This window comes from Pseudomonas sp. TMB3-21 (assembly GCF_054898145.1).
Genome location: NZ_CM142718.1, coordinates 2,349,175 through 2,371,892, shown reverse-complemented (window position 1 = coordinate 2,371,892; position 22,718 = coordinate 2,349,175). Strand labels below are relative to the sequence as shown.

Here is a 22,718-nt window from a genome sequence, read left to right as displayed (position 1 = left end):
ACCTCATGGGATTTATCACTTCCAGTTCGCCGCGATAACTAGGTCTAGCTCGCTCCGTTGAGCCCCCGTTAAATTAACTTCACCACCTGCAGGTATGTTAAAAGACGCCATTTTGTCTACCAGATTTTGAACTTGAGAATCCAGAAGGCTACCTGTAGAAGTTTTTATTAACTCAATGTGTTTAGATTTAGCGCTATACCAATTACTAATCGTTACTACGTCTTCAGTGCCCAAGAGTGACACTTGAAGGTCGTTCTCGCTCTGTCTGAACCAGAGATTATGGTGGTCCACATCCTGACCAACCAACAATGTATCAGTAGCTCCATATCCGCCGTCATACTCATGTATCTCATCCTGTCCGTCGCCCACGTTGAAAACGTAGGTATCCGCCATCCAGCCGCCAGACAGTTTGTCGTTTCCGCTTCCGCCGGCGAGGATGTTTTTGTCGGAACTCAATGCCACTGTGAGCACGTCATCACCACCGTCGCCGTAGAGCTGGTTAGCTCCACCACCGGCATCCAGGGTGTCATTGCCGGCACCGCCATGAATGATGTCATTTCCGGTCCAGCCCACCAATATATCGGCTTGTTCCGTACCGAACTGTTCAATACCCCGCAATTTGATATCGGACCAGAGCCATGTCGTGCCATCGGCAAACTCGATCTTCTCGACCACATAGGCAGCGGTAATGCTTGCACCCGAATCTACGCTACTGAACAGATTTTTGATGGCTATCTGATCAACACCGTTGCTGTGCTTGAATACCAAATCCCGCCCAACCTTCGTCGCGCGAATATCCGATGCTGAGATGCCGCTGCCAAACCTCAAAGTATCAATTGAGCCATAGCCGCCGTCATACTCTTGTATCTCATCCTGTCCGTCGCCCACGTTGAAAACGTAGGTGTCCGCCATCCAGCCGCCAGACAGCTTGTCGTTTCCGCTTCCACCGGCGAGGATGTTTTTGTCGGAACTCAATGCCACTGTGAGCACGTCATCACCACCGTCGCCGTAGAGCTGGTTAGCTCCACCACCGGCATCCAGGGTGTCATTGCCGACACCGCCATGAATGATGTCATTTCCGGTCCAGCCCACCAATACATCGGCTTGTTCCGTACCAAACTGTTCAATACCCCGCAATTTGATATCGGACCAGAGCCACGTCGTGCCATCGGCAAACTCGATCTTCTCGACCACATAGGCAGTGGTAATGCTTGCACCCGAATCTACGCTACTAAACAGATTTTTGATGGCTATCTGATCAACACCGTTGCTGTGTTTGAATATCAGGTCCCGGCCTACTTTTAGCAGCGAGATATCGCTTGGCGCAATGCCAGTGCCAAACTTCAACGTATCGGTTGAGCCATAGCCACCGTCATACTCATGTATCTCATCCTGTCCGTCGCCCACGTTGAAAACGTAGGTATCCGCCATCCAGCCGCCAGACAGCTTGTCGTTTCCGCTTCCGCCGGCGAGGATGTTTTTGTCGGAACTCAATGCCACTGTGAGCACGTCATCACCACCGTCGCCGTAGAGCTGGTTAGCTCCACCACCGGCATCCAGGGTGTCATTGCCGGCACCGCCATGAATGATGTCATTTCCGGTCCAGCCCACCAATATATCGGCTTGTTCCGTACCGAACTGTTCAATACCCCGCAATTTGATATCGGACCAGAGCCATGTCGTGCCATCGGCAAACTCGATCTTCTCGACCACATAGGCAGCGGTAATGCTTGCACCCGAATCTACGCTACTGAACAGATTTTTGATGGCTATCTGATCAACACCGTTGCTGTGCTTGAATACCAAATCCCGCCCAACCTTCGTCGCGCGAATATCCGATGCTGAGATGCCGCTGCCAAACCTCAAAGTATCAATTGAGCCATAGCCGCCGTCATACTCTTGTATCTCATCCTGTCCGTCGCCCACGTTGAAAACGTAGGTGTCCGCCATCCAGCCGCCAGACAGCTTGTCGTTTCCGCTTCCACCGGCGAGGATGTTTTTGTCGGAACTCAATGCCACTGTGAGCACGTCATCACCACCGTCGCCGTAGAGCTGGTTAGCTCCACCACCGGCATCCAGGGTGTCATTGCCGACACCGCCATGAATGATGTCATTTCCGGTCCAGCCCACCAATACATCGGCTTGTTCCGTACCAAACTGTTCAATACCCCGCAATTTGATATCGGACCAGAGCCACGTCGTGCCATCGGCAAACTCGATCTTCTCGACCACATAGGCAGTGGTAATGCTTGCACCCGAATCTACGCTACTAAACAGATTTTTGATGGCTATCTGATCAACACCGTTGCTGTGTTTGAATATCAGGTCCCGGCCTACTTTTAGCAGCGAGATATCGCTTGGCGCAATGCCAGTGCCAAACTTCAGCGTATCGGTTGAGCCATAGCCACCGTCCGACTCAATAATCTCGTCCTGTCCGTCGCCCACGTTGAAAACGTAAGTGTCGGCCATCCAGCCGCCAGACAGTTTGTCGTTTCCGCTTCCACCGGCGAGGATGTTTTTGTCGGAACTCAATGCCACTGCGAGCACGTCATCACCACCGTCGCCGTAGAGCTGGTTGCTACCCACACCACCGTTGATTCGGTCGTTGCCATCATCGCCATGGATGATATCGTTCCCGTTTCCACCCTCCAAGACGTCGTCACCGAACGTTCCGTTTTGGGTCAAGCCTGCTGCTTCTATATCGGCCCAACTCCAAACGCTACCATCTGCGAAGTTCACCTTTTCAATGAGCTTAGAGCTGACAAAACTTGCGCTTGCTGAGTCAGAACTATAAATACCTCTTACTGCAATCTGATCAACACCGTTGCTGTGCTTGAATACCAGATCCCGCCCAACCTTCATCACGCGAATATTCGATGCTGAGATGCCGCTGCCAAACTTCAAAGTATCAATTGAACCATAGCCGCCGTCCAACTCAACAATCTCGTCCTGTCCGTCGCCCAGGTTAAAAACGTAAGTGTCGGCCATCCAGCCGCCAGACAGCTTGTCGTTTCCGCTTCCGCCGGCGAGGATGTTTTTGTCGGAACTCAATGCCACTGTGAGCACGTCATCACCACCGTCGCCGTAGAGCTGGTTAGCTCCACCACCGGCATCCAGGGTGTCATTGCCGGCACCGCCATGAATGATGTCATTTCCGGTCCAGCCCACCAATATATCGGCTTGTTCCGTACCGAACTGTTCAATACCCCGCAATTTGATATCGGACCAGAGCCATGTCGTGCCATCGGCAAACTCGATCTTCTCGACCACATAGGCAGCGGTAATGCTTGCACCCGAATCTACGCTACTGAACAGATTTTTGATGGCTATCTGATCAACACCGTTGCTGTGCTTGAATACCAAATCCCGCCCAACCTTCGTCGCGCGAATATCCGATGCTGAGATGCCGCTGCCAAACCTCAAAGTATCAATTGAGCCATAGCCGCCGTCATACTCTTGTATCTCATCCTGTCCGTCGCCCACGTTGAAAACGTAGGTGTCCGCCATCCAGCCGCCAGACAGCTTGTCGTTTCCGCTTCCACCGGCGAGGATGTTTTTGTCGGAACTCAATGCCACTGTGAGCACGTCATCACCACCGTCGCCGTAGAGCTGGTTAGCTCCACCACCGGCATCCAGGGTGTCATTGCCGGCACCGCCATGAATGATGTCATTTCCGGTCCAGCCCACCAATATATCGGATTGTTCCGTACCAAACTGTTCGATACCCCGCAATTTGATATCGGACCAGAGCCACGTCGTGCCATCGGCAAACTCGATCTTCTCGACCACATAGGCAGTGGTAATGCTTGCACCCGAATCTACGCTACTAAACAGATTTTTGATGGCTATCTGATCAACACCGTTGCTGTGTTTGAATATCAGGTCCCGGCCTACTTTTAGCAGCGAGATATCGCTTGGCGCAATGCCAGTGCCAAACTTCAGCGTATCGGTTGAGCCATAGCCACCGTCCGACTCAATAATCTCGTCCTGCCCGTCGCCCACGTTGAAAACGTAAGTGTCGGCCATCCAGCCGCCAGACAGTTTGTCGTTTCCGCTTCCACCGGCGAGGATGTTTTTGTCGGAACTCAATGCCACTGCGAGCACGTCATCACCACCGTCGCCGTAGAGCTGGTTGCTACCCACACCACCGTTGATTCGGTCGTTGCCATCATCGCCATGGATGATATCGTTCCCGTTTCCACCCTCCAAGACGTCGTCACCGAACGTTCCGTTTTGGGTCAAGCCTGCTGCTTCTATATCGGCCCAACTCCAAACGCTACCATCTGCGAAGTTCACCTTTTCAATGAGCTTAGAGCTGACAAAACTTGCGCTTGCTGAGTCAGAACTATAAATACCTCTTACTGCAATCTGATCAACACCGTTGCTGTGCTTGAATACCAGATCCCGCCCAACCTTCATCACGCGAATATTCGATGCTGAGATGCCGCTGCCAAACTTCAAAGTATCAATTGAACCATAGCCGCCGTCATACTCATGTATCTCATCCTGTCCGTCGCCCACGTTGAAAACGTAGGTATCCGCCATCCAGCCGCCAGACAGCTTGTCGTTTCCGCTTCCGCCGGCGAGGATGTTTTTGTCGGAACTCAATGCCACTGTGAGCACGTCATCACCACCGTCGCCGTAGAGCTGGTTAGCTCCACCACCGGCATCCAGGGTGTCATTGCCGGCACCGCCATGAATGATGTCATTTCCGGTCCAGCCCACCAATATATCGGCTTGTTCCGTACCGAACTGTTCAATACCCCGCAATTTGATATCGGACCAGAGCCATGTCGTGCCATCGGCAAACTCGATCTTCTCGACCACATAGGCAGCGGTAATGCTTGCACCCGAATCTACGCTACTGAACAGATTTTTGATGGCTATCTGATCAACACCGTTGCTGTGCTTGAATACCAAATCCCGCCCAACCTTCGTCGCGCGAATATCCGATGCTGAGATGCCGCTGCCAAACCTCAAAGTATCAATTGAGCCATAGCCGCCGTCATACTCTTGTATCTCATCCTGTCCGTCGCCCACGTTGAAAACGTAGGTGTCCGCCATCCAGCCGCCAGACAGCTTGTCGTTTCCGCTTCCACCGGCGAGGATGTTTTTGTCGGAACTCAATGCCACTGTGAGCACGTCATCACCACCGTCGCCGTAGAGCTGGTTAGCTCCACCACCGGCATCCAGGGTGTCATTGCCGGCACCGCCATGAATGATGTCATTTCCGGTCCAGCCCACCAATACATCGGCTTGTTCCGTACCAAACTGTTCAATACCCCGCAATTTGATATCGGACCAGAGCCACGTCGTGCCATCGGCAAACTCGATCTTCTCGACCACATAGGCAGTGGTAATGCTTGCACCCGAATCTACGCTACTAAACAGATTTTTGATGGCTATCTGATCAACACCGTTGCTGTGTTTGAATATCAGGTCCCGGCCTACTTTTAGCAGCGAGATATCGCTTGGCGCAATGCCAGTGCCAAACTTCAGCGTATCGGTTGAGCCATAGCCACCGTCCGACTCAATAATCTCGTCCTGTCCGTCGCCCACGTTGAAAACGTAGGTGTCGGCCATCCAGCCTCCAGACAGCTTGTCGTTTCCAGCCCCGCCTACGAGTATGTTGTTCGCGGAGGCGTGACCTACACTAATCAAATCGTCTCCTTCACCACCGTAAATTCTGGAACTATTAGCAGTGGACACGAGCTTATCATCTTCCCCCCCGCCGAGAACCAAATGGCTCCCTGCCGCAGACAAATCGTACGCATGCTTAGAAATGTAAGCTGCGTCATCGATAGATAGTTGGTTGACCCAGCTAGATATCTTACTGTCAAGCTGATAATCGGGCATATATCTTTGTAGATCCAACAAATCCAAAAAAGCATCTCTTGGACTGCCAGAAAATAATGCATCTAGCGCCTGCGAAACATTGGTGTAGTCCACGTGCAAGCTACCGGACTCAAGCCCAACTACAACTACATCGATATAGGGCCTAAGCCGTGCCTGGGAGATGATCCCGTTATATACCGATTTTTCTAAACTAGCATATGCTTGTTCTATAAACTGGACTTGACCGCTATTAAGATTAAAATCAGCCTCACTCAGCCTAATCCCATTTTCATATACAGAGGCCGCGTAATCTTTGGTTACTACAGAGCTACCAATATGTATGCTCAAACGTACTGTGCTATCAGCATTGATACTGACTGAGGTTTTGAAATAATCCTGACCGTTAAAAACCTCAAGGATTTCGATTTTTTCGAACAAAGATTTTATTTTTTGGCGACTAGCACTTAGCACCCCATCTAAATTATCAACATTATTTTCCCAAGAATATTCAAAATGAACATGACCGGAAAAGTTGGGGCTATTATTGATACGTCCCGATATGTCGTGATGGTTTGCAGTATCAGACCATGCTTGAATCAGATCACCAATGGAAGCTTCTTGGGCGGTACGACTGGAAGTGGCAGCAATAGTCCCTAATAAACTCTGCAGTACTCCACTTTGTGCTGCAGCTTCTCTGAGGTCTCTAACCAGCCCTGAACCGTGCATATCGAATAAAGACCGCAAATCTTCACCAATCGGAATGACATCTGAAAATTCGCGGTAGAATGGATTCGAAGCAAGGTCGAGGTTTGCGACAGTACTTTGGTTGCCAGTTAAAGCTGATGAATGACCATCCTCATAAACGAATTTTCCGACGCCTGTTATAACGTTATCGCCAACGCCAATATTAACGCCGCTCGAAGTAAGATCAATCGCTGCGACACCAAGCTGTTTTAGTGTAAAAAGCTCGACAGCATCGGATATACCATCTTGATTTTTATCACGCCAAACCTTTAACTCAGAAAATGCCGCATCTCGACTATCGAAAATCCCATCATGATAACTATCTAGATCTGCCAACGCGTCAAAACCATTCGCAGCTTTCGCGCCATCTTTTTTTACAGTATCTACACCAAACAATTCGGAGCCATTGTCAATGACGCCATTAGCGTTGCGATCCCACACGAGAAATCCGTCATCTCGGTTTACCCAACCAGTCCCAGTTCTTACTCCGTCACCATCAAAATCGAAAATTATTCCGTTCGTGGATGAGACCGTCTCTACACCATCACCATCCAAATCCAACGCTAACGGATCAATACGCGGAACAAAATTAAGTGCCGAACTATAATTGGTATTTGTATCCGAAGAAACGCCTGTGACAGGTAGTAACAAACCTTCGATGCCCGTCTCGATTGGCATAGGTGTGCGATACCCATTTTCTATCTGACGCTGCAGCTCCTGCTCGGTATAAAATTCTAGAATCTCAGGGAAATTTTCTATTAACAACACCGCGATCGATGCTGCTCCTACTACGGTCAACACCGCAGTAGAACTTGTTGTAATAGCAACAATCCCCCCCGCAACGGCACCTAAGTCGAGAGCAACGTGCGCAACGTCGTATAGAGTAGCCTCCCCTCTGTCAATTTTGTCGGCCAAATCCGATATGCTGCCTACTATGCCAAGCTGTCCAGTCAACAATGCAGCGTAGCCCTGCCCAAAAACCCCTCCTGCACCTGTCCGCTTTACAAGTTGGGTCACGACAAGCTGAACGACGTTGGTGGCTTTTTCAAGATTTGACGCAGTACTCATGATTGTAATTCTCGAGAGTGGGGATACATTGGTAGTCAGAGCATTCACAAACAGGGAATCTGGGGGTAGCCGGATGTCCGTTAATTAGTTCAAAGCGCAGGGCACATGAGCAGCCTGACCAACCTACGCCTACAAAAACTATTCAGTGATGACAAACTACGTGAACCATTCGAAAAACTTCCCAATCCGCTGGATTTTTGCGAAACACTGATGACTACAAAAAATGGATGCGGCCGCAAAAATAATCCCGGGGACGAGAAAAGCCAGGGTCAAAATCCCTGCTCCTACCAAAAAAAACAATATACCTACGACAACGGAGCCACTCCCTGCTAACAGGGTGTACCGGCGTTCCCGAGCTTGATCAGGGTATTTATCAAACATTGCTCTCTTCCATAACATTATTTGGCAAGATATTCCTACCCTGCTCCGAATTCGGTCCACCGTAGAGATCTAACCACACGAATCTGTTCGCAACTTCATTTACTCCGATATCTGTTACACCGGGTAATCACTTAGTTCCAGCAGGCTCGGCGGCTTGGGTTTATTTCGCGCCTATTAACTCGGCTCAAATAATTACGCTTTTGACATACCATTTTCAACCGAAAATTTCAGCTTATCTCTCCCGCAAACTTTCACTCGCGTGCTGCTGCAAAGGACTTAGGAAATACTCAATTACCCGACGAGTGTCAGTTTTGACTTCTGCGGTTACCGCCATACCCGGCGCCAGCTTGATATCCACCCCATTAATATTCAGGGCATCTTTACTTAGCAAAATCTTGCTGCTGTACACAAGCCCTCGTTTTTCATCCTCGATTGCATCTCCAGACACACTGATTACTTCACCATCAATCGTGCCGTATTTTGTAAAAGTGAACGTTTCAACTTTTACGGTTACCGGCTGCCCTGCTCGAATAAAGCCAACGTCCTTGTTCTCTAACATGGCCTCGACTTCAACTGGTTGATCGTGGGGAACCAGCACCATTAGTGGTTGCGCGGGCGTGATTACCCCCCCAACGGTATGTACGCCTAACTGCTGAACGGTACCATCTACCGGCGACTCGATTGTATTGAGGTTTTCGTGGTAGCGCGCTTTCATTAGATCTTGTGTAAACGTTGCAATTTTTTGATTGGATTGCTGCAATAAGTCGAGCATCGCACGCCGTGCTTGAGCCACGACACCTTCTCGTCGTCGTTCAGCTTCTTGGCGCGCAGCAGTCGATTGCAAAACGCTGGCTTGCTGAACACTAAGCTGACGCTCAATATCAAGACGCGCTTGTTCTTTCTCTAAGTACGCGTGACGCGCGATGTATTGCTTTTGCAACAATCTTTCGTAATCTCCAGCAAGCTTTACAGCAATGGGCAGCGTTTTTTGCAGACTGATTACTTGAATTTGTGCGGACTGAATATCTGCCCGACGCTGCTCAATCTCAGCATCCGCTTGATCAAGGCTACTGCGGTACTCCTGGTACTGACCTTGTAGCCAACGTTCAGCGGCGCGGACATGCGCGGGATCTGCGTCAGGAATAGTGCCATCGAGACTACGTGGAGATACTTTGTGGTTTATCGCATCTAACATAGCTGACGCTCGGGCACTGTCAATACGAGCAGCAAGTAAATCACCTCGCACACGCCCTACATCTGCATCTGCGGTTGTAGAGTCCAATTCAAGCAACACTTGACCAGCTTTGACTGATTGGCCATCTCGTACGTGTATCGCCTTGACGACTGCCGTTTCGCTTGTTTGAATGACTTTGGTTTTGCCGCTTGGAATAATCTTACCGGTCGCTGTCGCGACCACATCAATCCTTCCAAAGCATGCCCAAAGTAGCGTTAGCGCAGCAAATGCCATAATCGCCCAGCAGAAAATTCGTGGCGCAGGATGGGTTGGCTTATCCTGCAACTCAAGAGACGCAGGCAGAAATTGCACTTCATGCGCAAGGCGCTTAGGTGCGTCCATTTCTTTGCGCCGGCTCCACGACTGCCGCCAGACATGTCGGTATCGGCGCAGTAAGCCAGTAGCTTCAGAATTAGACATGGCTGCCTCCCTGCTGCAATCGATGGAGGCGTGAATAGTGCCCTGCCTGATGGGCCAGCAGTTCTGCGTGAGTCCCTTGCTCAACTATCTGCCCACGATCTACAACAACGATGCGATTGGCATCGCGAACAGCCGATAGCCTATGGGCAATGATAATCACTGTTCTGCCTTTACTGATCGCCTGCATATTCTGCTGAACGATGCGTTCGGACTCATAATCCAACGCACTCGTGGCTTCATCGAAAATGAGGATCCGCGGATTACCCATGAGGGCTCGCGCGATGGCGATTCGTTGCCGTTGGCCGCCTGATAACGAAGCCCCGTGTTCGCCCACCATCGTGTCATAGCCCTCTGGCAGCTCCAGAATGAACTCGTGAGCTCCCGCGAGCTTTGCGACGTTCATTACTTGTTCAATTGGAGCACCTGCGTCACTTAGTGCAATGTTTTCCCGGATGCTTCGGTTGAATAGCATGTTGTCCTGAAGCACCACGCCAATCTGACGCCTCAACGATGAGACATCCGCGAGGGCCAGGTCCATGCCGTCGACCATCACTCGACCGCGTTCCGGGACAAAAAGACGCTGGAGCAGACGTGTGAGCGTACTTTTCCCCGATCCTGATCGCCCCACTACACCTATCACTTGGCCTGGGTTTATCGTCAGATTGATGCCACGGAGAACTTCGGATCCATCGGGCCGGTAACGAAAGTGCACCTGATCGAATTCGATACGTCCCTTTATTGGTGGAAGCGCGCTGCGCGTAGAGTTCGAGAGCTCGGTTCGAGTGTTCAAGATGTCTCCAAGGCGCTGTACCGATACCCCAGTCTGTTGAAAATTGGTCCAGAGTTGCGCGAGTCGCATGATCGGCTGAGCAACACGTCCGGCGAGCATATTGAAAGCAATCAACTGTCCCACCGTTAGCTGGCCCTCTATGACCAGACGCGCACCGAACCAAAGCGTGGCCACTGTTACCAGCTTTCCAATGAGCGCCACACTCTCATTAGCGATCGTCGACAGATTCTGTGTTTTGAATCCAGCCGCGACATAACCTGCCAATTGGTTATCCCACTTACGGATCGCTTGAGGCTCGACCGCCATTGATTTCAGCGTGTCTATGCCATTGACCGTTTCGACCAGAAACGACTGGTTCTCAGCACCCCGGGCAAAGCTGTCGTTAAGCCTCTTCCGCAGCACTGGAGTGATGAGGACAGAGACCAGTATGTACAGCGGCAACGACAACAGGACTATCAGGGTCAACCAACCACTGTAGTAAAACATCACGGCAATAAAGACGACGGAGAACAAAACATCCAACAACAACGTAATTGCGTTACCAGTCAGGAAATTTCGGATATTTTCCAGCTCCCGCACACGCGCCACTGAGTCACCTACCCGGCGAGCCTGAAAATACGAAAGCGGCAAGGTGATCAGATGGCGAAATAGTTTCGAGCCCAGTTCCACGTCGATACGACTGGCGGTATGCGCGAAAACGTAAGTGCGTAGACCAGAAAGTGCGGACTCAAAAAGCATCACACCGGCGAGGCCTATGGCAATGACATCGAGGGTGGTTAAGCCGTGATGCACGAGCACCTTGTCCATCACGATTTGAAAGAACAAGGGTGTGATCAATGAAAATATTTGCAGGACGAAAGACACAAGCATGACTTCGCCCAGCAGTTTCCGATATTTAACGATAGCTGGGATGAACCAGGTGAAGTCAAAACGCGAAGACTCGCCAGGAGTTGCAGACTCAGATCGGATTAGCAGAAGCTGGCCATTCCACCGCTCTTTCAGCGCTTCGAACGTGATGATTTCGGGTCGAGCCATTCGAGGGTCATGGATCAAGACCTTGCCTTGGTCCAAGCGGGCAATGATGAAATAGCCGCCATTCTTATCCGCAGCCATAGCAGGCAATGGCGTCCGGTCCAATCGTTCGGGGGTAGTGTTGGCAGCCTTGGCTTTTAATCCGAGCTTTCGGGCTGCTAGGAGGATCTCAGCTTGGGATAGGTCCTGCCCTACATTACCGAACTCGTGAGTTAGTTGCTCGGACGACGCAGAGACCTGATGGAATCGTGCAAGCATAACCAGCGAGGCGAGTCCCGTATCGACAGCCACCGGATCTTCGGGCGCTGCAGCCGCCACTCCTGAATCGTTCATAGCACTTCCATGTATGTGACGTGCGGACGGGCCGCGCTCGATCGAAGCGATGGCAAAGGGCCATCGCGCAAAGAATCATAGCTGTAAAAAAATGTGTGTAAAACTCAAATATAGCCGAGACGATGAACGGCTCTAGATACTCGGAGGCAAAAAATCCCGCGCAGCGTCGTAGTCTTGTTTTAAGTACGCAGCCAGCGCTTTCAGGTCATCCGGGCTCAAAGTCCCCGCCGCCCGTTTCAGCTTTAAATTGTCGAGAATGTAGTCATAACGGGCATTGTTATAATCACGCACAGCTGCATACAGCTGCCTTTGGGCGTTCAACACGTCCGCAATATTACGTGAGCCTACGTCGACCCCTACTTGATTCGCCTCAACGGATTTTTGTCCGGAAATAATGGCTTGGCGGCGGGTTGCCAGTTGCTCAATGTCCACGTTCACCCCACGGAACGCATTGCGGGTATCCAGCACCACCTCGCGACGACGATCTTCATACTCGTCCTGACTTTGATAAAGGCGCTCCGTCGACTCTCTCACTTGAGAACTGGTCATTCCGCCTGAGTAAAGAGGGATATTGATCTCAATACCGATAGAGCTCTGAGCAACGTTATCGCGGTAACCATCGCGACCAAAATCGGTAGGATTGCTATAGCCAAAGCTGTCGTTATCCCCTTTGCGGTACGATGCAACGGCATCAATCGTAGGAGCATGTCCGGCTTTTCGCTGCTTTACAGTCTGCTCCGCAGCGCTAATACCGTGCTCTATTGCCCGTAATGTCAAATTTTGCCGGACAGCGGTTTGGACCCACTCTTGAGCAATATTGGGAACGGGAGGTCCGACAGGTAGCGCATGCCCCATACCTGCTATTGTGGTGTAGTCGATTTGAGTCAGGCGTCCCAAAGCTTCATATGCCTCGTCGACTTTCCGCTGGGCCTGTTGCCGATTGGCCCGCGAATTATCATAGGCTGACTGAGCATCGTATACATCCGTGATACTCGAAGCGCCGTCCTCCAACCTACCTTGTGCCTGATCGAGTTGACGTAGTAATGCTTTCTCTTCCGCCGCCGCGGCGGCGTGCGAGTCCAGCTGCCGCAGAGTTTCAAAGTAGCCCTGCGCCACGTTGAAAATTATATTTTGTTCTTTGGCAGACAGCTCCAGCCCGGCTTGGGTAACGGTGTCGCGCGCGGCTTTCACTTGGTACCAACGGTCAAGCCTGAACAAGGGCTGGCTAATGTTGGCCCGAATCGTCGTACCACTGCGCTCCCGGCTGAGTGAAGGCTCATCGCGTTCGAGGCGAGTGGTATCAGTCGTGCTTCCGGCGGTGAGGTTTGGCATTAACCCAGCGCGTGCTTGGGGTAAAGCTTCACGCTCGGCCAGATAATCATGACGGGCGGCAGCTAATTGAGCGTCATTGCTGAGCGCAGACTGGTAGACACCCATCAAATCCGCATGACTGCGACCTGAGTCGATAGACGCGCTGACCGCGTGGGCAAAAATCAACGCGGAGCATAGGACGCCCAGGCGAAATCTAGCTAATGAGGTCATCCAATCCATGAGAAAGCCGAGCCGCCTGAAGTACTACAATGAAATGTTTCAGGTATTCGGCACCCGTCGTAATTTCTTTAGTAACCCCTCGCGCTCTTAGCAACTGACTCTTTCTACGGCGCTGGGAAATTGATGCGGCTCGTCATCGATTCAAAGTCGACATGGCCAGCCTTGTCCTATGTGTATGCCCGAAGACTACCAGCAGGTACACGCACGGAAAAGCAGCCTTTCTCACCTAGATGGGCATGAGGCTCTTTCTACCAGTCGGACGTCCGAGGATAGGCGCTGGATGGTGCGCGAAATCACGTTCCAGTCATCGTTGAGGGTAAATGGCAACACCGGTTGAATGTTGGTCACCGTCTCCGGTCGGCCCCATTTTCTGATCCCAGTTGTACTCCACCGGCAAGCTGTACATGGCTGCCACGAGATTCAGGGCTTTTTCGCCAAATCTGCCGAATCTTTAGCCTGTGCCATGGGCACGAAGCACAGCGAAACGAACAGTGCCGACCGGGTGAAACTTCAGCGTTTTTCCAGAACCATCGCTCATCCCCCGAAATCGACTAAGCAGGATGAGCGTGGGCAACAGTGATCAATGTGCAATATTTACCAACGATTGGAGCCTTTCGGCGATATGATCTAACGTTGCGTGCCTATAGTATTTATCGCCTGCCTGGTGATATTTGAACGCCTGCAATTAGCAGATTTCCGCCTGTAGCCACCGTCAGCTTTGGGTCGAAAGCAGCCCCTCGTCATCGACTGCTAACGACACGCTGCTGATATTCAGTGAATGAGATTCTGAGCTAGTTACAACCTCATGCCAAAATCCCACGGGAAAGTTCCAATTTCTGAAGTTACTGATACGGCTGCCCAATTAATTTTCAGTTGGTCGGCGGGGCCTATGAGTACAGATTCGTCCTTATCCCATAGAAAATCATTCAACAAAAGAGGTCCTGGAATGTGTGGACTTAGCACCCCGAAGGCGATGAAGTGAAAAGCCCCTCGCGGTCCCTCGCTGCCGCTGATGATTAACTCACTGTGACGGGTCGACTCCTTAAACTCTACTGCCAGATGACTCACCTGAACGTCAGACAGGACCATCTTCCCTAACGGTGGGCAATCGAAATGCATAGCTGGGAACTCGAAGGTCGTTATATCGTCTGTGAGCGCGACGGCGAGCGTTGAAAGAGAGTGGCTCGCGTTAAATGTCAGAGAAACTAGGGAGTCGGAAAACCTGTAGCCCCACCAATTCTCGGCGATCCTATTCGGAGGCCCTAGTTGCTCTTTGATCCATTCCGCAGGTGCACCCAATTCGATGCCCGTGAAGATATTTTCGGGCGTCTTTCGGTCCTGCAATAGAACGGTTGGTCGCGAGAGTCTAGATCTCAAGTTTCTAATACCTTGCCGTCCCATTGCTAACCACAGCAATGTGGCGCTGCCCAAGAATCCACCAACGGCATTGATGGCAATGTCAGCTAAGCGAAGTGATTCAACAAATTCAAGGAAGGTGCTCATGGCGGTACTTTAGATCAGTTGAGGACTTATGTGGTAGCCATCATTCGCTGCATTCAGCCTGCTAAAAGGCCGCTTTTTGGAACGCAAAAGCTCACTCAGGAATGACTACTTTTGGCCGTTCTCTGCCGCTCATGGTGACAAAGCCTGCTGGTCAAATCCGACGCAAATCGTTGGTCAGAACGAATGCAAATGACTGGTCAGGTCGAATGCAAGCGGGTGGTCAAGTGGAGTGTAATTTCGCAGTTATGTCGCCAAGCGTGCCGATCCAGACATATCGCTGGGTTTCAAGGCAAGCCAAGTAGTAGCCGACAGACATAGCATTGCTCTATAAACAAAAATACTAATCCCAAGCTCCCTGAAATTACAGAGGGCGGTCGCAGCGTCAGGATGATCTCCACCCAGTATTAGCGCCTGCCATCCACTAGGGTGTTTGCTGTCGATTGATGGCGGGTAGAGGGCGGGATAGGAACTGTTCATCCAAGCCCCTGCTGTAAGCGTTGTAGGCCCACCGCACAAATTGTTCGAGCAGTCGACCATTCTCCATTTTCAGGCGCTGATTCTCGCCTTCCAAACGTGCGATTCGCTCGTTCGTCGCTTGTGACTCTGGGCTTATGGCCTTCTTCTTCCCAACCAAAATGGCGAGTGTTTTTTTACGTAAAGCGAACGCATTCCTAATCCGTTCATGTTTATGAAGCGCCTGACGCGTATAGGTCCCCCGCAAACGGCGAGCGACGCTTTGGATCAGAAGGTCCCAGGTCAACTTTCCAGACCAGCCATCAAGGATCGACACGATCTGCTCTATAGCACCAGGGGTAAGGTTTCTCGAGCGAGACATCACAGGTCCTCTGACTCTATGCGTGGCACAGTTGGATCTTCAATAACCGGGCCTTGTAGTTCACGCGCTTTCACACTTTGATGATGCGCCAGTAACTGTTCCAATCTTGACGCGGGTACAACCCCACGCGGCTGGATAATCGCGTTCGTGGCAACGGAAGAGTCGTCAAAAATGGCACACAGTTCATCCAATCGTTTTAGGGTCAGTGTCTGGTGTTCGACCCAACGGTTGGCACCAAACGCCTCCTCGCCCAGCGCTTCTAAGGCTTTCGCGAGGAGTACCTGGGTTTCCTGACGATGCTGACGTACAGCCTGCTCTCGGACCAAATCACCTTTAATGCACACATGTTCATCACAATTAAGGCAATCTCGATAGAGCTGACAAGGCAGCATGGAAAAATCGTGCAGGCAATATCCTAGGTCCGTTGTATGGGCGGTCACGATCTTCAGTGCTGCAAACTGATCCCGTGCAATCAAACTGCTGGGTGGAATACTCGCGATATGCCCAGCCGACTTTTCCGGATGACCTAAAGCGGACCTGGCGAGTGCCAGCACATCCCTGTCGGATTGGTGGTCATAGCACCTGTTCTGTCCAACCTTGGCCCGACCGCTCCACTTGGCTATGTCGAGTTGCGATAATCCGCCCATTTGCGCCACGGTATTTAAATAATGACGAAATTGATGCGTCGTGATTTTCATTGGGCTGCCATCTGATTCACGATATCCGAAACGATCAAAAATATTGAGGGCCCTTCGCGCACTAGACAATTGCTTCTGAATATAACCGGTGTCTGGTAAGACGATTACCCCACGGTACGTTCCCCACGCTTCGACTAATTCATTAAGGCGCGTCAAGCAAAGTGCTTCACTGTATTTCAGGTTGTTCTTCTGGTCCGCCATCGGAAAGTTGAATGGCAGCATCGAAATAATCACTCGTTCAACGTCCGCGAACAAAAACCTAGGGGCATCTTTATGCTGAGGATCATATGGAATTTGCTCAATGATCCCCTGATTCCTGCACCAGGAGGACCCACGTTCGGCTTGATTGACATTGGGCGGCGGGGTGTGAAAAACAATCGCACTCACCTGCTCTGAGCTTATAAGCGTTTTCTCTCGAAGCGCCTCCAATTCCGCAGGTAAATAAATGGCATCCGGATGTTGCTCATACCACCGTGCCACTTCCCGCGCGGGCATAGAAATGCTTCTGAGTTTACTTACCGCCTCGCGAGCAACGCTGGTCATGGATTGCACCACCCATTTGACCTGTGCCTTTCCACCCTTTGAAGGCCGCCAGCGAAATCCATACAAATGTTGATTTGTTTTTGGATCGAACTCCTCGACTTCGCACTGGTTTGAAATGGACAGCACTTCATTAATACGGCTCGGTGCCGACGCCAATAACGCGCACACACAAGAGGTAAAGACATCACCCGATTTCTCGGCTACTCCGAAGATTTCGGCAATCGCCTCTAACGAGGCCGACGAGGGCAGACGGGCCTGACGCGATGCATCAAACTTCGGCCCAACGCCGCGCCCAAAGCTCTCTGGCGCCCGAAGCGGGTTTTGCCATTGAATTGGCACAGTGCAGAGCTGATGCTCGACAAGAAAGTGCGAAATACGCTTGAGTTCTACACTGGCAAAATAGGCAGCGGAGGTTTGATAACGCTCATTAAGTATCGCGCACGCGCGATTAAAATGCCCCAGATCGGCTTTGATAGGTGTGACACAATCCTCCGTTTCCTCTATAGCTGCAGCCAGAGCACGGAGTGCGGCCAATCGTGAGCTGACGGTGGTATACGCACTCAACGCATAATCATAACGACAGTAAGATTTGGCAAAGTCTTTGTAAGGCTGAGGTAAGGAACAAGAATCCCTTTGCCCTCGCCCACTGGGGAACCCATGAAATCGGATGCTTGAACAAGAGTTGCGTCGTTTCAACCGAACAAAATTGGTGACATCCCAACTATCTGCATCAAAGATCAGCCCACTACCAAAGGCCGTCAGAGAATCTCTGGCGAAAGTAATAAATTCCCTTAAGTTTTCTCCAGCCGCAAGCTTTGCTCGGGGCTGGAACAGGATAACTCTATCGTCCATGAGCCTGCTCCTTTTTACTGCGGCATAATTGGACCACCTCTGCCACCGCGAGCAACGTTCGATCATTGATCGCCGCAATACGCGCGTCCGAAAAACGTTTAGCATCCTCTAGCAAGTAATCCAGGACCGCCTCATGCGGTCCGTCCAACCAAGGTTGAAAACATTGGCAGGTGTAGCAAGCCACGGGAGCATTCAATCCGCAGAAACTAAAGCTTCCACAAGACCCCATCGGTCGTGCGCTTTGATCGATACGCAGATCAATAATTCGGCTGGAACGGTCTGCCGCACGAACAGCACTGCCCTCATGAGCTATCAGTTGACCTTTAAAGGCTTGGGCCAGCGGCGCCATGTACAACGCGGTGGCCTTTTCAATCCGCATTGCAAGCTCTGGTGTAGCGGCTACATAAACACCAGCACAGTCCGTTCGCGAATGATCAAGCAAGTCCGCGATAACCAATACCCCATGGCCTTCACGAGCAAGATTTGTCCCTAACGTGCGCCGAAAGCGCATGGCACAGATATTAATCTCAGCCCCCGTGCGCTCAGATCGAACGGACAACTTTTCCAGCGCAGACACCAACAATCTTCGTAAAGCCACGCTGGTACGATGGAACCTGGCCCATCCTGGACCATCCGCCAAATACTGTGACTGCTGAGATAAAGGAAAAAGGGGCGCCTGCTGTGTGTCTGGAAACTCGCCAATAAAGCGTTCACTAGTGCGTTGAGCATAGTCAAACAGCGGTCGGCCAATTTGACTCACTAGTGCCCTAGGCTTGAGTTCCTGACGGGGCAATGGATTTTGTTGCTTTGCCCGCGGGATGAGCAAAAGAAAGGACTCTGTTCCATCCGCAGCCACAGAGCGCACGACATCACAAACCTTCAAGGCAGCCAACTGAACAGGGCGGGAACCCAACGCAATAAACAACCAGGCCAGCAAGTAAATTTCTTCCCTCAACCGCCCAGAGGCATAAGCGTCATTCAAGGCATCTTGAATACCCACTTGCTCAATTGGCGTAAAGGGACCTAATAAGGGATCCCACGTCAAAACGGCGATCCCCGTTTCTCGTTTTCGAAGCTTTTTCTTGTCTAGGACGTAAACCACATCATCTTGAACCCCCGGCAGGCCCATAGCATGCCATCGGCGTAAAAAAGCAAAGAGACTGCGTGTTTTGTAGTCATCGGCATCGCTATGTATCAATACGTCATTTCCGTTGATAAATTCCAACGGATCAACACGTCCTTTCTGTAATCGCAAGGCAAAGGCTTTCAAAGCAATAAAGTGCCCCATTAAGGTGCTTGGCGCCCTATTTTCAGCAAACCAAATCAACGTGAGGTGGACCGAAGTCTCAAGCAGGGCGGAAAAATTCAGCCCCGAAAAGTCCAAGTGAACCGAATGCACACCGTCTCGGTACGACCACGTACGCCGGTTAGGGTCAAACATAATCCCACTTTTGGTTCGAACCATCGATGGAAGTGAAGGATAGGCATCACCTCCAGCCATTACGACGTCTATTTCTGGACTTTTAGTCATCGCTTTGAAACTCCACACGCAATTCCTTTTGCATTTGCAGGGACACTGCGGTGGCTTTTTTCTTAATGTGGCGTTGGTTATACACATGCGCCATTCCGGACGTTTCTGACCACCCCATCAATCGTGATCGTAGTTTTTCTTCTAAGGTCGACGACACATCGTTTCTATCAATTTCCTCAGAAAAAAGATCATTCCAGGTATGACGAAGAAGATGGGGGCAGAGATTTTCCGGCAATTCCGGACAGTGTTTCCGTAAAATGACGAACACTTTATTTAGTCCTGCAAGACTCAGCGGTTTGCCGGATCCATCGGCCACCCATAGATATTCATGCTTACGCGCGCCTGCAACATTACGACGAATGGACATTACATAAGCTCGAGTGAGCCCTGCTAACTCTGCGTCGAGCGATAATAATCGACCGCTCGTTTTGGCATTGGGTTGCCTCGAGCGAGGATCCGCAGGATCATCTGCCCTCCTGGCAATCAAAACTTCATTGGTCTGGAAATTAATATCCGAAATTTTCACACCAAGCAATTCACCTCGTCGCACACCCAAGGACAATAACCAGCGAATCATTAAGTAGTTTCTCTGCCGGACAGTTTCATGTAACCAAGGATTTTGCCCAAATGTGGGAAAAACCACCTGTTGCAGAAGAGATAACATTTTCTCAGATAAGCCCTCGCGCGGCGTAACGTTTGAAAAACGTTTTACTGAAGGAATGCGAGCTTTTATGGATTTAGATACAAGCTCCCGTAGCTTTTCTAAATTAGAGAAGCCTGAGTTTCCGGCCCCTATTTTTAGTAAGTGATCGGTAGCTATCCAGTCAAGGTATCGAGCAATGTAAAAAAGCCGTATGGCAATAGTGGCGGGATTTAGCTCTTGATCATTAGAACTACCGGTAGAATGTGACCATACAACTACTCCGTTTTGAAAACGTCTTCTATCACCCGCTGAGATTGGCAATTTACACGCCCTAGCGATAGCTTCTATATCTCCTAATGTTAAAAGCTGCCCGTCGCGCAACCGGTCGCATAAATTTATTTTTTGTTCATCAAGAACAATGAACAACACCATCAGCGAGCGAAGTGCCTGATTCAGAGTGCTCGTTGACAAGCTAGCCGATCTTAACTCCGTCAGCACCCAAAGCGTGGCGCTGTGCACGGGCATACCATCCTGCCGAGTACAAAGGACGGGGAACCATTCGCCACTATCGAACCGCACGAGCTTAATTCTATAAGGGTTCATTGTTTACACACCTGACAGGTAAACAATAATTAACTTTAGATTACAAATTGCTTTTGTGCAAAAAATTGCAATAAGCCTCTGTTTTTATTAAGTGCATACCAAATAAATTTACACCCAAGAAATGATCATTATAATTGCATCTTCAATGACCTGGCGGTGATCAGCCATTTCCTGCTGGAAAGCGGCCGGGTGAATCGGGTGCTGATCTTCGATTGCGATGTGCATCAGGGCGACGGCACGGCGAGGATCCTGCACAACACGCCGGAAGCGGTCACCGTTTCCTTGCATTGCGAAAAGAATTTTCCTGCACGCAAGGCCGACAGTGACTGGGACATTCCCTTGCCGATGGGCATGGGCGATGCCGATTACCTGAAGGTCGTCGATGACGCACTCAATTATTTACTGCCGCTCTATCAGCCGAACCTGGTGCTGTACGACGCCGGGGTCGACGTGCACAAAGATGACGCGCTCGGTTATCTGAAGCTGACAGACGAAGGTGTGGCGGCACGTGATGAAAGCGTGATGCGTCATTGTCTCGGACGGGACATACCGCTGGTCGGCGTGATTGGTGGCGGTTACAGCAAGGACCGCAAAGCGCTGGCGCGGCGGCATGGCATCCTTCATTACAGCGCGCAAAGGGTGTGGGATTCATCAGGTTGTCACTGACCTGTGGATGCTTTATTCACAATGGCTGTGGAACTGCCTGTGGATAACCTGAGTGGAAAGGTCTGCAGGCCTTACGAGGTATAGCCTGCAGAGCTGTGGTTGTTTTTTAACCACCTCTGAAACCAACATCGATCAAATGTGTGAGCGGACGTGGGCTGCTAGAATGCGCGACTTAATTCCGCCAGACCATGCGCACCTCATGACTCAGCCCTCGACCTCCTTCCCCCCTCACGTCGCCATCATCGGCGGCGGCCCCGCCGGCCTGATGGCTGCTGAAGTGCTGAGCCAGGCCGGGATCAAGGTCGACCTGTACGACGGCATGCCTTCAGTCGGGCGCAAATTTCTGCTCGCCGGCGTCGGCGGCATGAACATTACTCACTCCGAAGCCTACCCGGCATTTCTCTCGCGCTACGCCGAACGCGCACCGCAGATCGCCCCGCTGCTTCGTTCATTCGGCGCCGACGCACTGTGCCAATGGATTCATGAGCTGGGTATCGAAACCTTCGTCGGCAGTTCCGGTCGGGTATTTCCCACTGACATGAAAGCAGCGCCGCTATTGCGTGCCTGGCTCAAACGCCTGCGCGACAACGGCGTAGTTATCCACACCCGGCATCGTTGGCTGGGCTGGAACACCGATGGCAGTCTTGATGTATCGAGTCCGGAAGGTCCGAAAACCCTGACGCCAGATGCAACGTTGCTGGCCCTCGGTGGCGGCAGCTGGTCGCGCCTCGGTTCCGACGGTGCGTGGATGCTGGCATTGGAGAACCAGGGCGTAGGACTGGCGCCGCTGCAACCGAGTAATTGTGGCTTCGAGGTGCAGGTATGGAGCGAACTGATGGTCAGCAAATTCGCCGGCGTCCCGCTAAAAAATATCGCGATCGGGCTCAATGACGACATTCCTCGGCTTGGGGAATGCGTGATCACGGCGACCGGGATTGAAGGCAGCTTGATCTACGCCCTGTCGGCACCGATTCGTGAAGCAATCAACTTGCATGGCTCGGCCACCGTTCATATCGATCTGTTGCCCGGCAGACCTGTGGACAAAATCGAGAAGGCTTTAAGCAAACCGCGCGGGTCGCGCTCGATGTCCAAACACTTGCACAGTCAGCTGGGGATTGATGGCGTGAAAGCCGCCTTGCTGCGTGAACTGACCCCGGCATCCAGCTTCGCCGATCCGGCGTTGCTGGCCCGGGCGATCAAGGCATTACCCCTGACGTTAGTGAAAGCTCGCCCGCTGGACGAAGCCATCAGCAGCGCCGGTGGTGTGTTGTTCGAGTCGATGGATGAGCGTTTGATGCTCAAGCAACTGCCCGGCGTGTTCTGCGCAGGGGAAATGCTGGATTGGGAAGCGCCGACCGGTGGGTATCTGCTGACCGCGTGTTTCGCCAGTGGGCGGGCGGCGGGGATGGGGGTGGTGGAATGGATGAGGAGCAGCGGCAAGCTGTAAGCCACAAGC

General features: G+C 51.4%; 11 protein-coding genes and 2 pseudogenes. 3 read left to right on the top strand and 10 right to left on the bottom strand.

All coding sequences use genetic code 11. The annotated features are described in order from the left end of the window. Window positions 1-15: 15 nt before the first annotated feature. Entirely contained in the window at window positions 16-7,647 is a 7,632-nt protein-coding gene (locus ACYZTS_RS10940; RefSeq protein ID WP_461995831.1) for a calcium-binding protein, read from the bottom strand. 105 nt (window positions 7,648-7,752) lie between these two features. Between ACYZTS_RS10940 and ACYZTS_RS10935 the strand changes: the two genes are divergently transcribed. After that, window positions 7,753-7,980: a hypothetical protein gene (locus tag ACYZTS_RS10935; protein ID WP_461995829.1), complete on the top strand. Its 228-nt coding sequence runs from the start codon at window positions 7,753-7,755 to the stop codon at window positions 7,978-7,980. Window positions 7,981-8,260: 280 nt separating this feature from the next. Here the strand turns inward: ACYZTS_RS10935 and ACYZTS_RS10930 are convergent, their stop codons facing one another. From ACYZTS_RS10930 to ACYZTS_RS10890, 9 genes and pseudogenes are all read right to left on the bottom strand, one after another. Further along, window positions 8,261-9,682 (bottom strand): HlyD family type I secretion periplasmic adaptor subunit, encoded by a 1,422-nt coding sequence (locus ACYZTS_RS10930; RefSeq protein WP_461995827.1) that lies wholly within the window; start codon window positions 9,680-9,682, stop codon window positions 8,261-8,263. After that, window positions 9,675-11,837 carry a type I secretion system permease/ATPase gene (locus ACYZTS_RS10925; protein ID WP_461995825.1) on the bottom strand — a complete coding sequence of 721 codons (2,163 nt, stop codon included), beginning with the start codon at window positions 11,835-11,837 and terminating at the stop codon, window positions 9,675-9,677. Before ACYZTS_RS10925 ends, ACYZTS_RS10930 begins: the two co-directional genes overlap by 8 nt. A 132-nt stretch (window positions 11,838-11,969) precedes the next feature. Next, on the bottom strand, window positions 11,970-13,379 hold the full coding sequence (locus ACYZTS_RS10920; protein ID WP_461996405.1) for a TolC family outer membrane protein: 1,410 nt from the start codon (window positions 13,377-13,379) through the stop codon (window positions 11,970-11,972). Between the two features lie 288 nt (window positions 13,380-13,667). Beyond that, window positions 13,668-13,853: pseudogene (locus ACYZTS_RS10915) on the bottom strand (transporter); the annotation flags it as partial. A 330-nt stretch (window positions 13,854-14,183) separates the two neighbouring features. Next, entirely contained in the window at window positions 14,184-14,891 is a 708-nt protein-coding gene (locus ACYZTS_RS10910; protein WP_461995823.1) for a hypothetical protein, read from the bottom strand. A 421-nt stretch (window positions 14,892-15,312) separates the two neighbouring features. Beyond that, window positions 15,313-15,681: a hypothetical protein gene (locus ACYZTS_RS10905; RefSeq protein ID WP_461995821.1), complete on the bottom strand. Its 369-nt coding sequence runs from the start codon at window positions 15,679-15,681 to the stop codon at window positions 15,313-15,315. A gap of 44 nt (window positions 15,682-15,725) precedes the next feature. Beyond that, on the bottom strand, window positions 15,726-17,819 hold the full coding sequence (locus ACYZTS_RS10900; RefSeq protein ID WP_461995819.1) for an integrase: 2,094 nt from the start codon (window positions 17,817-17,819) through the stop codon (window positions 15,726-15,728). Next, the gene (locus ACYZTS_RS10895) at window positions 17,809-19,350 is read right to left on the bottom strand and encodes a site-specific integrase (RefSeq protein ID WP_461995817.1); all 1,542 of its coding nucleotides are present in this window, start codon (window positions 19,348-19,350) and stop codon (window positions 17,809-17,811) included. Before ACYZTS_RS10895 ends, ACYZTS_RS10900 begins: the two co-directional genes overlap by 11 nt. Beyond that, complete coding sequence (locus ACYZTS_RS10890) at window positions 19,343-20,512, bottom strand: tyrosine-type recombinase/integrase (RefSeq protein WP_461995815.1); 1,170 nt, start codon at window positions 20,510-20,512, stop codon at window positions 19,343-19,345. Before ACYZTS_RS10890 ends, ACYZTS_RS10895 begins: the two co-directional genes overlap by 8 nt. A gap of 219 nt (window positions 20,513-20,731) precedes the next feature. Here ACYZTS_RS10890 and ACYZTS_RS10885 point away from each other — a divergent pair. Beyond that, window positions 20,732-21,262: pseudogene (locus tag ACYZTS_RS10885) on the top strand (histone deacetylase family protein); the annotation flags it as partial. Between the two features lie 199 nt (window positions 21,263-21,461). After that, entirely contained in the window at window positions 21,462-22,709 is a 1,248-nt protein-coding gene (locus tag ACYZTS_RS10880) for a TIGR03862 family flavoprotein (protein WP_461995813.1), read from the top strand. Window positions 22,710-22,718 lie beyond the last annotated feature (9 nt).

Bases quoted from the DNA above. Each gene is read 5' to 3' on its own strand.
- ACYZTS_RS10940 (WP_461995831.1), bottom strand. From the start codon at position 7,647: ATGAGTACTGCGTCAAATCTTGAAAAAGCCACCAACGTCGTTCAGCTT.
- ACYZTS_RS10935 (WP_461995829.1), top strand. From the start codon at position 7,753: ATGAGCAGCCTGACCAACCTACGCCTACAAAAACTATTCAGTGATGAC.
- ACYZTS_RS10930 (WP_461995827.1), bottom strand. From the start codon at position 9,682: ATGTCTAATTCTGAAGCTACTGGCTTACTGCGCCGATACCGACATGTC.
- ACYZTS_RS10925 (WP_461995825.1), bottom strand. From the start codon at position 11,837: ATGAACGATTCAGGAGTGGCGGCTGCAGCGCCCGAAGATCCGGTGGCT.
- ACYZTS_RS10920 (WP_461996405.1), bottom strand. From the start codon at position 13,379: ATGACCTCATTAGCTAGATTTCGCCTGGGCGTCCTATGCTCCGCGTTG.
- ACYZTS_RS10910 (WP_461995823.1), bottom strand. From the start codon at position 14,891: ATGAGCACCTTCCTTGAATTTGTTGAATCACTTCGCTTAGCTGACATT.
- ACYZTS_RS10900 (WP_461995819.1), bottom strand. From the start codon at position 17,819: ATGGACGATAGAGTTATCCTGTTCCAGCCCCGAGCAAAGCTTGCGGCT.
- ACYZTS_RS10895 (WP_461995817.1), bottom strand. From the start codon at position 19,350: ATGACTAAAAGTCCAGAAATAGACGTCGTAATGGCTGGAGGTGATGCC.
- ACYZTS_RS10880 (WP_461995813.1), top strand. From the start codon at position 21,462: ATGACTCAGCCCTCGACCTCCTTCCCCCCTCACGTCGCCATCATCGGC.